Origin of the sequence: Methylobacterium sp. B1, from assembly GCF_000333255.1 — a bacterium.
Taxonomy (GTDB): domain Bacteria; phylum Pseudomonadota; class Alphaproteobacteria; order Rhizobiales; family Beijerinckiaceae; genus Methylobacterium; species Methylobacterium fujisawaense.
The window spans coordinates 1-13,620 of record NZ_BACT01000223.1 but is presented as its reverse complement, the minus strand read 5'-3'; the positions used below and the strand labels follow the sequence as shown (position 1 = coordinate 13,620).

The following is a 13,620-nucleotide window of genomic DNA, read 5'->3' as shown; positions in this document are numbered from 1 at the left end:
CCGGGCGCGGCTCCAGACCCCTGGTTCGACGCGCTCTCCGACGCCGAACGGGATCCGACTTCGGCGGAGAGTGGTCTAGCCATGGGCCGGCGCGGTCCCGGCCAGACGCTTGAGATGGAGCTCTTCCAGATCGATCTCCGTTTCCAGCTGACGCAGCACGGAGCTGTGGACCCGGTTCTGCCGGTGCAGGTCGATCAGCGCCGACCGGCCTGACCGCACGGCGAGCAGCGCGGCGGCGAAGTGCTCGTTCTTCTCGGCTTCGAGCGCCGTCCGCTCGTCCCGGTCCCGCGAAGAGGCCCGGACCCGGCGACGATACTCCTCCACGAGGCGCGGGTGCTGCAGCGCCCCGGTCTCGGGGAACACCAATCCCTCCAGGGCGGCGAGTCCCGCCTCGTTGACGACGACGCGGGCCATGGGCGCGTCGAGATGGCCGTCGGGCAGGTGCGCCACGGGATCGAGGCGGAGCCGGCGGATCAGCGGCCCCAGGGTCGTGCCCTGTACCAGCACGGTGAACAGGATCACCACGAAGGCCGCGACCAGGATGGCGTCGCGGCCGGGGAAATCCACCGGCAGCGCCAGGGCCGCCGCGAGGGTCACGACCCCGCGCATCCCGGCCCATCCCACGATCAGCGGCACGGCCGGGTTCGGGGAGGGTTCCCGCGCGCGCAACCACGGCGACAGGAGCCGCCGCAGGTAGACGGCGGGAAACACCCAGAGCAGGCGGGCGACGACGCAGGTGGCGGTGACGGCGAGCGCCAGGGGCAGCCCCGCCGAGAGCGAGCCGTACTCGCCGCCGGTCCGGGCCAGCACGCCGCGCAGCGCCAGGCCGATCAGCACGAAGACCAGGGCCTCCAGCACGAACACCACGAATGCCCACACCGCCACGGAATGACGGCGGGCATGGGCGTCGAAGGTCTCGTGCTCCCGGCCGCCCATCATCAGGCCGCAGGCCACAACCGCGAGGACGCCGGAGGCGTGGACCTCCTCGGCCGCGAGGTAGGCGACGTAGGCGGCGAGGAAGCTCAGCACCGTGATGGCGTTGGCGTCGTGCAGCCGCCGCATCCCGGCGTTCACCGCCAGCCCGCAGGCGAGCCCGACCGCGACGCCCGCCACCGCGAGCCACGCGAAGCTGCCGGCCGCCGCCCAGGCGCTGAAGCTCCCCGTCAGCGCGGCCGCCACGGCGAAGCGGTAGAGCACGAGGCCCGAGGCGTCGTTGACGAGGCTCTCGCCCTCCAGGACCGTGATCATCCGGCGGGGCAGGGCGACCCGGGCCAGCACCGCCTTGGCGGCGACCGCGTCCGGCGGCGAGACGATGGCGCCCAGGGCGAAACAGGCGGCCCAGGGCAGGGCCGGCACCACCGCGTGGGCGACGAGCCCGACGATCAGGGTCGTGAACAGGACCGCCCCGAGCGAGAGCGACAGGATCGGGCCGAGGCTCGCCCGGAAGTCGCGCCAGACGGTGAAGTAGGCGGATTCGAGCAGGAGCGGCGGCAGGAACAGGACCATGATCAGGTCCGGGTCGAGCGTGAAGGCTGGCAGACCCGGCACCACCGCCAGCGCCATGCCGCCGATGACCAGGGCCGCGGCCGGCGGGAAGCCCAGGCGCCCGGCCGCCAGCGACAGCAGCAGGGCCGCGCCGAGGAGGCCGAGGATCAGCTCGAACAGGGCGACGGAGGTCATCGATGAATCGGGCTCGGCGCTGGATCGGCGGGAAGCGCGGCCGTTCTACGCAGATTTCAATCGTCGGTGGAATACCAGTGCAGACGTACCAGACCGAACCCCGCCGTCCATCGCCAATCGGTCGTCTGCGCGATCAGCCGCCCTGCGCGGCCTGCCAATCCAGCGTGGATGTCCTTCCCGCAGATGGCGGATCGCTCACGCGATCCTCGGGAGCCGGTGGGAGGCCGCCCTGCAGTTCATGACGCGATCGAACGCATCCGTGTCCGCGCCTCGACCACGTTCGGCGAGACAGCCGCCGCTCTCGTCGCCGAAAGCTTCTCGGCCACCGCCGACGCGACGGATGGGTCCAGCGTCGTTCAGCCGTCCCGGGCGGTCCGTCGCGTCGGCGCGAATCCGGCCGCCGGCCGTATCCTACAGCGCCCCCTCCCGCACCGCGCCCGGATCGGCGAGCGCGTGGAGGATGCGCGCGGCGCTGTGGGCGAAGCGGAGCGTCACGGCCTTGCGCCGGGCGCCGCTCAGCGGGTGCTCGGGCGCCGCACGCAGGATTCCGGCCCCGTAGGCATCCGCGACGATCAGGCCGCATTCCTCCGGGATCAGGGATTCGGGCACGTCCTCGGGGATCGCGAAGAAGAACCGGTCGCAGAAGTCGCGGTAATCCGGCCATTTCCGGTCGGCGCGGAAATCCGCCACGCTCGACTTGATCTCCACGATGGTGAGCTTCCCGGCGCCGCACAGGGCGATCACGTCGGCGCGGCGGCCGTTGACGAGGGAGAATTCCGGCAGGGTGACGCAGCCCATCTCGGAGAACAGCCGCCGCACGCCGCGCTGGATGCGCAGCGCCGTCGGCGATTGCCGCCGGTCGGGCGGCAGGAGCGCCTCAGCCGCCGGGGGCGGAGAAGCCGAATCGGAAATGCCGATGGAAGCGGACATCAATCTCGGGGAATGCGCCTGTGCCGAATCGGGACATCCTGCCAATCCCGGCGCCGTCCGTCACCTGCGGCGCGGCATCGCCCCGGGGCAATCATCCAAGGCGGTCATCCGAGGCAGGCCCGGATCGCGTCGAACCCGTCGGTGAGCGCGGCCGGGCCAGGCTGCAGGATCAGCGGCGACTTGATCTCGTGGATGCGCCCGTCGCGCACGGCCGGGATCGCCCGCCAGCCGGGTCGGGACCGGATGCGGTCGACATTGACCCGCTTTTGCGCACACGAGGCGAGGATCACGTCGGGCGCGGCTTCGATCACCTGTTCGGGCGTGACGATCCGGTCCTGCGCGGCCGGCTGCCGGCTCAAGGCCGGGAACACGTCCCGGCCGCCCGCGAGGCCGATCAGATCCGAGACCCAGCCGATGCCGGAGATCATCGGCGCGTCCCATTCCTCGAAGTAGACGCGCAGGGTCGGCCGGTCCCGCACCGCCGCGGCGGCCTCCGCCAGCCGCGCCTCGAAGCCGGCCGCCAAAGCCTCGGCCCGTTCCGGCAGACCGACGAGGGCGCCGAGGGTGCGGACCATGGCAAGGCAGCCCGCCACGTCGCGCTGGTTGAACAGGTGCACCGCCACGCCTGCCCGGGCGAGGTCGGCGACGATACCGGCCTGGAGGTCCGAGAAGGCCAGGACGAGGTCCGGCGCCAGCGCCAGGATCTTCGGGATGTCCGCGCTGGTGAAGGCCGAGACGCGCGGCTTCTCCTTCCGGACCCGGGGCGGGCGCACCGCGTAGCCCGAGACGCCGACGATCCGGTCCTCCGCACCCAGCAGGTACAGGGTCTCGACGGTCTCCTCGGTGAGGCAGACGATCCGCTCTGGCGGGAAGCGCCGCATCAGCGATGGAACCACGTGAGCAGCCCGGCCCCGGGGGCCAGCAGCACGAAGGCCCAGACCAGGGCGGAGGCGACGTTGGCCAGCTGGAACGGCAGCCGCGCCAGGCCGAGGATGCCGGCGAAGAGCGGCACCAGGGCCCTGGCCGGCCCGAAGAACCGCCCCAGCGCCACCGCGGCGATGCCCCAGCGCCCGATGAAGGCCTCGGCCTTGGCCATGAGCTCGGGGTAGCGCCGCAGCGGCCACTTGGTCTTGGCCCCCGGTCCGAGCCAGCGCCCGGCCTCGTAGGAGATCCAGTCGCCGAGCGCGGCGCCCACCGCCGCGGCGATCACCACCGGCCAGAACGGGATGTCGGCGCCGCCGACGAGGGCGCCGATGCCGACCAGGATCACGGTCGCCGGCACGAACAGCGACAGGACCGCGATCGATTCGCAGAAGGCGAGGCCGCCGGCGATGAACGGCGTCCAGGCCTTGTGCGCCTCCACGAAGGCGAGGGTCGTGGTGCGCAGCGCTTCGATGTCCATGGGGCTCTGAACGGGGCTCGGCGGGTGGGAGGAGGGTCGGTCCCATCTGAGGCGCGCGGGGGAGGGCGGCAAGGGATAGGGGTGCAGGCGGCGCGGGAACCGGCTAACCGTAGCGGGACAACGAGCGAGTCCCGCGTTGAACGTCCTGTCGATCCAGTCCCATGTCGCCTACGGCCATGTCGGCAACGCCTCGGCGGTGTTTCCGATGCAGCGGCTCGGGGTCGAGGTCTGGCCCGTGCATACGGTGCAGTTCTCCAACCACACCGGTTACGGCGCGTGGCGCGGCCCCGTCTTCGACGCGGCGATGATCCGCGAGGTGGTGCGCGGCATCGGCGAGCGCGGCGTGCTCTCCACCTGCGACGCGGTGCTGTCGGGCTATATGGGGTCGGCCGAGATCGGCGCCGCGATCCTGGAGGCGGTGGACGCCGTGCGGGCGGCGAACCCCCAAGCGCTCTACTGCTGCGACCCGGTGATCGGCGACGTCGAGGAGGGCGTCTACGTGCGGCCCGGCATCGAGGCGTTCCTGCGCGAGCGCGCGGTCCCGGCCGCCGACATCCTCACCCCCAACCAGTTCGAACTCGGCCTCCTCACCGGCCTGCCGAGCCGCACCCTGGCGGAGGCCGCAGCCGCGATCGCGGCGCTCCAGGCGCGGGGGCCGCGGGTGGTCCTGGTCACCTCGGCGCTCTGCGCCGACACGCCCGCCGACAGCATCGACCTGCTCGCGGGCGCGGAGGGACGGGTGTTCCGGGTCCGCACCCCGCGGCTCGCCATCGCGGTGAACGGGGCGGGAGACTGCATCGCGGCCCTGTTCCTGGTGCACTATGCCCGGACCGGCTCGGCCGAGGCGGCGCTCGGCGCGGCGGCGGCCTCGATCTACGGGCTGCTCAAGCGCACCGCCGAGGCAGGATCGCGGGAGATCCTGACGGTGGCCGCGCAGGAGGAATACGTGAACCCGAGCGCGCGGTTTCCGGTCGAGGCGGTGTGAGGGCACGCCCTTCGGCCGGGCCCGGCGAGAGCAAGAAGGATGGACACGATGGCGCGCCGCTTCGTCACCCTCGACGTGTTCACCGAGCAGAGGCTCGCCGGCAATCCGCTGGCCGTGGTGCTCGACGCGGAGGAGCTCGACACCGCCGCCATGCAGGCCATCGCGCAGGAGTTCAACCTTTCGGAGACGGTGTTCGTCCTGCCGCCCACGGAGGCCCGGCACCGGGCGTCCTTGCGCATCTTCACCCCCGGCCGGGAGCTGCCCTTCGCCGGCCACCCGACGGTGGGCACCGCCGTGCTGCTGGCGCTGCAGGATCCGTCCCGGGGCGATGCCCGGGCCTTCGGCCTGGAGGAGCGGATCGGAATCGTCCCCTGCGTGGTCGAAACGCTGGCGGACGGCAGCGGCGGACGGGCGCGGTTCCGGCTGCCGATCCTGCCGGAATACCTCGGTCCCGGCCCCGAGCCCGCCTTGCTGGCCCCGCTCCTCGGCCTCAAGCCCGCCGACATCGGCACCGGCCGGCACGCGCCGAGCCGCCACGGCGTCGGGCCGAGCTTCACCTGCGTGCCCGTGGGCTCGGTGACGGCCCTCGACGCCGCCCGGCCGGCCCAGGCGCCCGACCCGAACGACGGGCTCTACCTCTACACACCCGACCCCGAGGGCACCGGCCAGAGCTGGCGGGTCCGCATGTTCGCGCCGAATTTCGGCGTCACGGAGGATCCCGCCACCGGCTCGGCGGCCTCCGCCTTCGCGGGGGTGCTGATGCAGTTCGAGGCCCTGGGCGACGGCACGCACGACGTGGCGATCCGCCAGGGTGAGGCGATGGGGCGGCCGAGCGAGATCGCGCTCCAGCTCACCATCGAGGCGGGGGCCCTGCGGAGCGTCGAGATCGGCGGGGCCGCGGTGATCGTGGCCGACGGCACCCTGCATGTCTGACGGCTTCCGGATCACGCAGCTTGCCGCCGTGACGGCGCGGTTCGTGACCTACGACTGGGCCTTCCCCCGGGAGAATGCCGACGCCATCGCGGCGCATTGGCAGACCCGGATCGCCCGCGCGCCCGGCATGTTCGACGGCACCGTCCTGCTGTGCTGCGATCACGCGGTCGCGGACGGGGCCGCCCGCCTGGACCTGTTCGCGACGCGCTACGCCACCTTCACCTACTACCGGGACACCCGGCACGCCGACGCCCGCATCGCAGACGCCCGCATCGCCAACGCCTTCGCGGCGATCGTGCCCTGGACCTCGGACGGCGCCGTCCTGCTCGGCGAGATGGGGGCCCGCACGGCCAATGCCGGCCAGCTCTACTTCCCCTGCGGCACTCCGGATCCGGACGACATACAGGGCGCGCGGGTCGATCTCGTCGGCAGCGCCGCCCGGGAACTCGCCGAGGAGACCGGCCTGGCGCTGCCGGACGAGGCCGAAACGGATTGGGTGCTGCTGGAGGGGGAGGGCCAGCTCGCGTTCCTGCGGCCGGTGCGCTTTCCGGAGACGGCCGCGCGGCTCGTGGCGCGGATCGCCGACCATCTCGGCGCCGAGGCCGAGCCGGAACTCGCCGGGATGCACGTGGTGCGGGGCCGCGACGACATCGATGCCGCGCGGATGCCGGGCTTCGTCCGGGCCTACCTGGCGGACGCGTTCCCGCCCGCCCGCTGACCGGCGCGGCGCGGGGAAAGACGTTCGTCTCCCCGCGGGGGCGGCCGGATGTCATCTCTGGCATCAATCGCGGGCAATACAGATTTTCGTTTCATTGACCGCCCTCGCGGCAAGCATAAGCTCGGCCTTCCACAGAACAGCCCCGCACAACGCGGGCAGCGGATCGCGGCAGGCCCCATGCTCATCGGATCTCACGCTTGTCCCGGCGTCCGCAGGTTCGCCGGCGCGCTGCTCGCCGCCGCACTGACGCTGGCCACAACGACGCTGGCCACGACGACGCTGGCCACGACGACGCTGGCCACGACGACGCTGGCCACGACGACGCTGGCCGCGGTGGCCGCCCGCGCGGAGGAGGTCGTCCTGCGGGTCGGCGACCAGAAAGGCGGGAACCGGTCACTCCTCGAGAGCGCCGGCTCCGCGAAGGATCTGCCCTACCGGATCGAATGGTCGGAATTCCCCGCCGCCGCGCCGATCCTGGAGGCGCTCAACGCCGGCGCCCTCGATGTCGGCTACACCGGCGACCTCTCCTTCCTCACGGTCGTCGCGGCCGGGGCACCGATCAAGGCGATCGGCGGCACCAAGTCGGATCCGCGGACGCAGGCGATCCTGGTCCGCGCGGATTCGCCGATCCGCTCGGCCGCCGACCTCAAGGGGAAGCGCCTCGCCGGCACCCGCGGCGGCTGGGGCCAGTTCCTGATCAGCGCGACGCTGGAGAAGGCCGGGATCGCGCCATCCGAGGCCACCTTCGCGCCGCTCAACCCGGTCGACGCCAAGGTCGCGCTGATGGCCGGCTCGGTGGATGCCTGGGCGGTCTGGGAGCCCTACGTCTCGTTCGCGACGCTCAGGGACAAGGCCCGGCCGATCGCGGACGGCGCGGGCCTCACGCCGACCATCACCTTCATCGTCGCCTCGGACAGCGCCATCGCCACCAAGCGGGCCGCCCTGCAGGACTTCCTGAGCCGCCTGGACAGGGCGCGGCTCTGGTCGCTGGACCATCTCGACGCCTACGCCCGGAACACGGCCGCGCTGACCAGGCTGCCGGAGGACGTCCTGCGCGCGGCCTACACGGCGCAGCGGACGCGGCCGATCGCGCTCGACGACGGTGTCGTGACGGAGGTCCAGGAGGCCTCGGACCGGGCGACGCGGTACGGGATCCTGTCGAGGACGCTGGACGTCGGGCGGGCCGTGGACCGGAGCTTCACCGCCGCGGCCTCGAACTGAGCGCGGCGCGGTCGTGACGCGCCCGCGATTTTTGCGGCACCGCGGGAGCTTCGCTGTTTCCGGCACGTTCACCCGACGCTCCCCGCGGCGGCACGTGGCCGGGCGGGTCGCGTTCCGGAGTGTCCATGTCCTCTACTCGTCGTCCCGCATCGCAGTCCCGCGCGGCCCGCACGCGCATCCAGGAAGGCCAACCCTACCCCCTGGGCGCCACCTGGGACGGGCTCGGCGTCAACTTCGCCCTGTTTTCCGCCCACGCCACCAAGGTCGAACTCTGCCTGTTCGACGATGCCGGCGAGCAGGAGATCGAGCGGATCGAGCTGCCCGAGTACACGGACGAGATCTGGCACGGCTACCTGCCCGACGCCCGCCCCGGCACGATCTACGGCTACCGGGTCCACGGCCCCTACGAGCCGAAGGCTGGCCACCGGTTCAACCCCAACAAGCTGCTCATCGACCCCTACGCCAAGGGGCTCGTCGGCTCGATCACCTGGAACCCGGCCCTGTTCGGCTACAAGATGGAGACCGGCGACGACCTGACCTTCGACGAGCGGGACAGCGCCCCCTACACCCGCCGCTCCCGGGTGATCGACCCGGCCTTCACCTGGGGCCGGCACCAGAAGCCGCTGGTGCCCTGGGACAAGACCATCGTGTACGAGGCCCACGTCAAGGGCATGACCAAGCTCGACCCGCGGGTGCCGGAGAAGCTGCGCGGCACCTATGCCGGCCTCGGGACCCGGGACGTGCTCGACTACATCAAGAGCCTCGGCGTCACCTCGGTGGAGCTGCTGCCGGTCCATTCCTTCGTGCAGGACGACTACCTGCAGGAGAAGGGGCTGGTGAATTACTGGGGCTACAACACGATCTCGTTCTTCACCCCCGCCCGGCGCTACGCGGCGGTGCCGGACTTCGCCTTCTCCGAGTTCAAGGAGATGGTCTCGCGCTTCCACGGCGCCGGCCTCGAGGTGATCCTCGACGTGGTCTACAACCACACCGCCGAGGGCAACGAGAAGGGCCCGACCCTGTCGTTCAAGGGGGTCGACAACGCCTCCTATTACCGGCTCCTGCCCAACGAGCCGCGCTACTACATCAACGACACCGGCACCGGGAACACCTTCAACCTGTCGCATCCGCGGGTGCTGCAGCTCGTCACTGATTCCCTGCGCTACTGGGCGCAGGAGATGCAGGTGGACGGGTTCCGCTTCGATCTCGCCACGATCCTGGGCCGCGAGCCCTACGGGTTCGACGAGGGCGGCGGCTTCCTCGACACCTGCCGCCAGGATCCGGTGCTCAACAACGTCAAGCTCATCGCTGAGCCGTGGGATTGCGGCCCGGGGGGCTACCAGGTCGGCGGCTTCCCGCCCGGCTGGGCCGAGTGGAACGACCGGTTCCGCGACGACGTCCGCGCCTACTGGAAGGGCGATGGCGGGCTGCTGCCGGATCTGGCGGCGCGGATCGCGGGCTCGGCCGACAAGTTCAACAAGCGCGGGCGCAAGCCCTGGGCCTCGGTGAACTTCCTCACCGCCCATGACGGCTTCACCCTGCACGACACGGTCTCGTACAACGACAAGCACAACGACGCGAACGGCGAGGGCAACCGCGACGGCCACTCGCACAACCTCTCGTACAATTACGGGGTGGAGGGCCCCACCGACGACCCGGAGATCCGGGCGGTGCGCCTGCGCCAGATGCGCAACATGCTGGCGACGTTGTTCCTGTCCCGCGGCACGCCGATGCTGCTCGCCGGCGACGAGTTCGCCCGGACCCAGAACGGCAACAACAACGCCTACTGCCAGGACAACGAAGTCTCCTGGCTGGACTGGGATGCGATCGGCGACGAGGAGCGGGATCTCGCGGAGTTCACCCAGCGCCTGATCATCCTGCGCAACGCCCTGCCGATCCTGAGCCGCGGGCGGTTCCTCACCGGTCAGTACGACGAGGAGTTCGGCGTCAAGGACGTGACGTGGCTGCGGCCGGACGGGAGCGAGATGGCGGGCGAGAACTGGTCGGACGGCGAGGCCCGCGCCTTCGCGGTCCAGCTCGACGGGCGCGCCCAGGCCACCGGCCTGCACCGCCGCGGCGGGGACGCCACGCTGCTGATCATGTTCAACGCCTATCACGACCTCGTGACGTTCACGCTGCCCGAATCCGTGGGAGGCGTGGCCTGGACGCGGCTCCTCGATACGAACCTGCCCGACAGCCAGGACGTGGAGAGCTTCAAGTTCGGCTCCGGCTACGACGTGACCGGGCGCTCGCTCCTGATGTTCGTGCTGAAGCCCGAGGACAGCCCCGGGACGGAGGACAACGCCATGGAGCGCTCCTACCAGCACGTCATGCAGGCCTTCGAGCGGGCGAACGTGGAGCATGTCCGCTTCCACCTCGACGAGGCCGAGGGGTAAGGGACGCGGCCGGGCGGTTTTCGCATCGCCCGGCCGACTGCGCCTTGCGCCGGACGGCGCACCCGGCTAACAGCACGGCACCGCGCGCCCCTGGCCGCGCCCGGCGCGCCGCGTGTGCGCCCGGGCGCCCGGTTCGCGGACGGAGGGGTGGCCGAGTGGTTGAAGGCGCACGCCTGGAAAGTGTGTATACCGGAAACGGTATCGCGGGTTCGAATCCCGCTCCCTCCGCCAACGCCTTGCTAAGTGGCTGACACGCCACGAAACGCACCGAAATCAATAGTTTACGACTGGGCGACTGCTACCCCGAGGTGTTATCCGGGAGCATGTCCGACGTGAGCCGCTACACGCACCTTGCGCAGCGCAAAGGCAGCGCGAATTGGTATTTCAAAGCCAAGATCCCTCGGGATCTCGTAGCCGCCTTCGGGCGGGAGCAGGTGTGGAAGTCGCTCCGCACCGCCGATCTGGCAGAGGCGAAACGCCGGGTCCGCGATGAGGCCGATGCGTTCGACAAGCAGTGCCGAGCCATCCGCGATCGGGCGGCATCTGATGGCTGCGATACGGTCGGGAGCGTCGCCCTCACATCCCTGAGTGAAGCCGCGATCGAGCAAATGGCGGTCGATTGGTTCAGCACCGTGGCTGCCGAAGGTGAGCAGCGGGCGCGGATGGCGGTGCCGCTCGATCGGGACGAAGCACTGATCAGCCTGGGCCAGGAAGAGGCGGCGTTGCACGATCCGAACGACCTGGGTCTCGATGCGTCGTACCAAACCGCGATCCGCCTTCTCAGAGCCAACGACGTTCGCTTGCTCCAGCGCCAGCTCAACCCGATCCGCTCCGCCGGATCGCCGATGCCGTTCGTGGTGAGCCGGGAAGACGCTGCCTCTGCGCAGTTCCGGCAGTTGTTGGCCCTGCTGCGCAGGGGGCGGCTGGAGGACATCCACCGAAGCAGGGCGCGGCTGGCCGGCGACTATCAGGATGTGGCATTCGATCCGGTGTTCCGGCCGCGTGCCGAGCCGGGCGGGAAGACCCTCGCACAGGCAATCGCCGCCTTCCGTGCCGAGCCGCAGCGCGCCACCCTTATTGCCAAATCACAGCAGACGTACGACGTGGTCTTCCGCCTCGCGACGGAGCTATTCGGCGCTGACAGGCCCATCCGCGAGATCGGCCGTGAGGACTGCAAGACGTTCCGTGCGACCGTCCAGGCGCTTCCAACCAACGCTGCCAAGAGGTTCCCGAAAAAGACACTGGTGGAGGTCGCGGGGCTGGACCTGCCAGCATCAGACCGGCTGCATGCCACCACTGTGAACCACTACGTTCACGGCCTGTCGGCACTGATGAATTACGCGCATCACGAGGGCTGGATCGTTCAGAACCCTGGCAAGGGCCTCGCGATCAAGGGCGTGAAAAAGCGCCATCGGCGCGACCCGTTCACTGCCGCGGAGCTGACCAAGATCTTTAAGGCGCCGCTCTACACCGGCTGCGTGGACGATGAGAGCGGCTATGCGAAGCCCGGACCGAACCGGCCGCGACGGGGAAGGTTCTGGATACCGCTGATCAGCCTATTCACTGGGATGCGGCAAGGCGAAATCGCGCAGCTCCGCACCGACGACGTGCGCCCGTTCCAGGGCATCCTGTGCATTTTCATCGCGGCGGACGGCGACGACGTTGACGAGGCCGACCGCAAGCGCGTCAAGACGGAGGCCGGCGAGCGCTATGTGCCCGTCCATCCCACGCTTGAGCAAATCGGCTTTGCCCGGCACGTCGAGCGGATGCGCAAGGATGGCGCCGAACGGCTGTTCCCGGACATCGTGCGGGGCGCCGATGGATATTTCAGCCCCTTCTCGAAGTGGTTTTCGCGGTTTCTCGCGGAGGCGGGCGTGAAGAGGGATCGGAACGCTTTTCATTCGTTCCGTCACACCTTCCGGGACGCCATGCGAGAGGCCAGCGTACCGCCCGATGCGGTGACGGCGTTGGGCGGGTGGGTCCGTGGCGGGATGGAAGAGCATTACGGAAGCGGACGGATCACCGCGCCCGTTCTCTGCGAACACATGCAGCGCATCGGCTACGCCGGGCTAGATCTGTCGCATCTCGTCACAGATTGAGCGGCGCATTTCAGTATCCCGGGCCGGCAAATGCCTTCTCTGCAACCGGTTGCACTGACGAAAGCTTTGACAGGCCTGTACACGCCCCGCCGGACCTTGTAGACGAGCGCTATTGCGAGGCCGGCGGCCTGATTGCCGTACCGCCCCCGCAATCTCGGGGGGCTTGGGGTGGCGGCCGGCTGGGGCAGGCGGCCGTCACCCTAGCCTCCTACACAGCCCTCCGAAGCCGCACCCCCGGGGCATCTCCGGGCAGAAACTCGATCCCCGCATCCGTCAGCACGCGTTCGATCGCGCTCAGCGTCGCCGGCTTCGGGACGGATGTCCCACGCTCGATGTTCACCAGGGCCGTCTTGGACATGCCAGCACGCGCGGCAAGCTCGGGCTGGGTGATGTCCAACAGGGCGCGGGCTGCCCGGATGTGCGCAGGGGTAAGCATAGCGCCACCCTACCGCGGCTGGACTTTTTGTCAATCGCTACTTGACTAAAGGACAACCGGGCCGCTATCTAGACTTGTCTTTTAGACAAGCAGAAGCGAGACCACGATGGCCCACCGGACGGCTTCTTGGACCCGGATCACCCGCAGCGGCCACGATGCCCGCCCCTCGATCCCGGCTGGCCTTCTTGGAGCCCGTGCACTGATCCAGCTCGGCACACGCTCTCGCCCCCTGGTGGTCGCCGGCCGCTTCGATCGGGCCGCGATCATGGCAGCCGCGTGCAGAGGCGCCACCGGGCTCCAGGAACGCCTTGGCCTCTCCCGTCGCGAAGCGATGTCCACTGCCTTCAAAGCCACGTGGCAGGTCGCCCGCATGGCCCGCAGCGCCACCGCTCACTAGGATGCCCCCCATGGCCGAGAACACCGCCACCCCGCCGAACCTGGGCGCCCTCGCAAGCCGCGACTACACCCGCCGGGCGGCCTATGAGCACCGCGCCACCGTCCGCAGGATCATGGAGCGTGGAGCCCGCGGACATGCCGCCATCGCGGCCGAGCTGAACCGGCTGGGCACCTCCTCCAGCAACGGGCGGGACTGGAGCGCGCGTTCCGCCGGCCTGCTGCTCAAGCGTCTGGGGATCAATCGGCAGGAATGGGCCGAACGGGACCTGGAGGCGTACCGCGAGCCCATGGAGTACCTGTGGTGGGAGAGGTGCGTCCGCACCCGACCCCAGATCGTCATCGGGCTGGAGCGCATGGCTGTCCGGACGCCGATGGCCGCCCCTGGACCGTGGGCCGGGTCGGCAAGCTGATCAGGTTCTTGGGG

At 70.3% G+C, this 13,620-nt stretch carries 12 protein-coding genes and 1 tRNA gene; 8 read left to right on the top strand and 5 right to left on the bottom strand.

The window, feature by feature from the left end; translation table 11 throughout:
• Positions 1 to 75: 75 nt before the first annotated feature.
• The 4 genes from I53_RS05920 to I53_RS05905 all read right to left on the bottom strand — a co-directional run bounded on the left by I53_RS05920 (position 76) and on the right by I53_RS05905 (position 4,012).
• Complete coding sequence (locus I53_RS05920; RefSeq protein WP_043347777.1) at positions 76 to 1,680, bottom strand: Na+/H+ antiporter; 1,605 nt, start codon at positions 1,678 to 1,680, stop codon at positions 76 to 78.
• A gap of 411 nt (positions 1,681 to 2,091) precedes the next feature.
• A complete protein-coding gene (locus I53_RS05915; protein ID WP_051044689.1) occupies positions 2,092 to 2,610 on the bottom strand; it encodes an MmcB family DNA repair protein in 519 nt (172 codons plus the stop codon).
• Positions 2,611 to 2,714: 104 nt separating this feature from the next.
• On the bottom strand, positions 2,715 to 3,491 hold the full coding sequence (locus I53_RS05910; protein WP_043347774.1) for a cobalamin-binding protein: 777 nt from the start codon (positions 3,489 to 3,491) through the stop codon (positions 2,715 to 2,717).
• Complete coding sequence (locus I53_RS05905) at positions 3,491 to 4,012, bottom strand: DedA family protein (RefSeq protein ID WP_043347771.1); 522 nt, start codon at positions 4,010 to 4,012, stop codon at positions 3,491 to 3,493. Before I53_RS05905 ends, I53_RS05910 begins: the two co-directional genes overlap by 1 nt.
• A 136-nt stretch (positions 4,013 to 4,148) precedes the next feature.
• Here I53_RS05905 and pdxY point away from each other — a divergent pair, with 136 nt between their 5' ends.
• From pdxY to I53_RS30330, 7 genes are all read left to right on the top strand, one after another.
• Positions 4,149 to 4,997, top strand: coding sequence for a pyridoxal kinase PdxY (pdxY, locus tag I53_RS05900; protein ID WP_043347770.1), 849 nt, complete (start codon positions 4,149 to 4,151; stop codon positions 4,995 to 4,997).
• Between the two features lie 48 nt (positions 4,998 to 5,045).
• A complete protein-coding gene (locus I53_RS05895) occupies positions 5,046 to 5,930 on the top strand; it encodes a PhzF family phenazine biosynthesis protein (protein WP_043347821.1) in 885 nt (294 codons plus the stop codon).
• Complete coding sequence (locus tag I53_RS05890) at positions 5,923 to 6,648, top strand: NUDIX hydrolase (RefSeq protein ID WP_043347767.1); 726 nt, start codon at positions 5,923 to 5,925, stop codon at positions 6,646 to 6,648. The genes I53_RS05895 and I53_RS05890 overlap by 8 nt, the downstream gene beginning before the upstream one ends.
• Before the next feature lie 177 nt (positions 6,649 to 6,825).
• The gene (locus tag I53_RS05885) at positions 6,826 to 7,869 is read left to right on the top strand and encodes an ABC transporter substrate-binding protein (RefSeq protein ID WP_043347766.1); all 1,044 of its coding nucleotides are present in this window, start codon (positions 6,826 to 6,828) and stop codon (positions 7,867 to 7,869) included.
• Between the two features lie 125 nt (positions 7,870 to 7,994).
• A complete protein-coding gene (gene glgX, locus I53_RS05880; RefSeq protein ID WP_043347763.1) occupies positions 7,995 to 10,265 on the top strand; it encodes a glycogen debranching protein GlgX in 2,271 nt (756 codons plus the stop codon).
• A 141-nt stretch (positions 10,266 to 10,406) separates the two neighbouring features.
• A tRNA-Ser gene (locus I53_RS05875) sits at positions 10,407 to 10,496 on the top strand.
• 101 nt (positions 10,497 to 10,597) lie between these two features.
• Positions 10,598 to 12,364 carry a site-specific integrase gene (locus tag I53_RS30330; RefSeq protein ID WP_187294310.1) on the top strand — a complete coding sequence of 589 codons (1,767 nt, stop codon included), beginning with the start codon at positions 10,598 to 10,600 and terminating at the stop codon, positions 12,362 to 12,364.
• A gap of 208 nt (positions 12,365 to 12,572) precedes the next feature.
• Here the strand turns inward: I53_RS30330 and I53_RS05865 are convergent, their stop codons facing one another.
• Positions 12,573 to 12,800, bottom strand: coding sequence for a helix-turn-helix transcriptional regulator (locus tag I53_RS05865; RefSeq protein WP_043347760.1), 228 nt, complete (start codon positions 12,798 to 12,800; stop codon positions 12,573 to 12,575).
• 407 nt (positions 12,801 to 13,207) lie between these two features.
• Here I53_RS05865 and I53_RS05855 point away from each other — a divergent pair, with 407 nt between their 5' ends.
• On the top strand, positions 13,208 to 13,606 hold the full coding sequence (locus I53_RS05855; RefSeq protein ID WP_043347755.1) for a hypothetical protein: 399 nt from the start codon (positions 13,208 to 13,210) through the stop codon (positions 13,604 to 13,606).
• Positions 13,607 to 13,620: the final 14 nt, after the last annotated feature.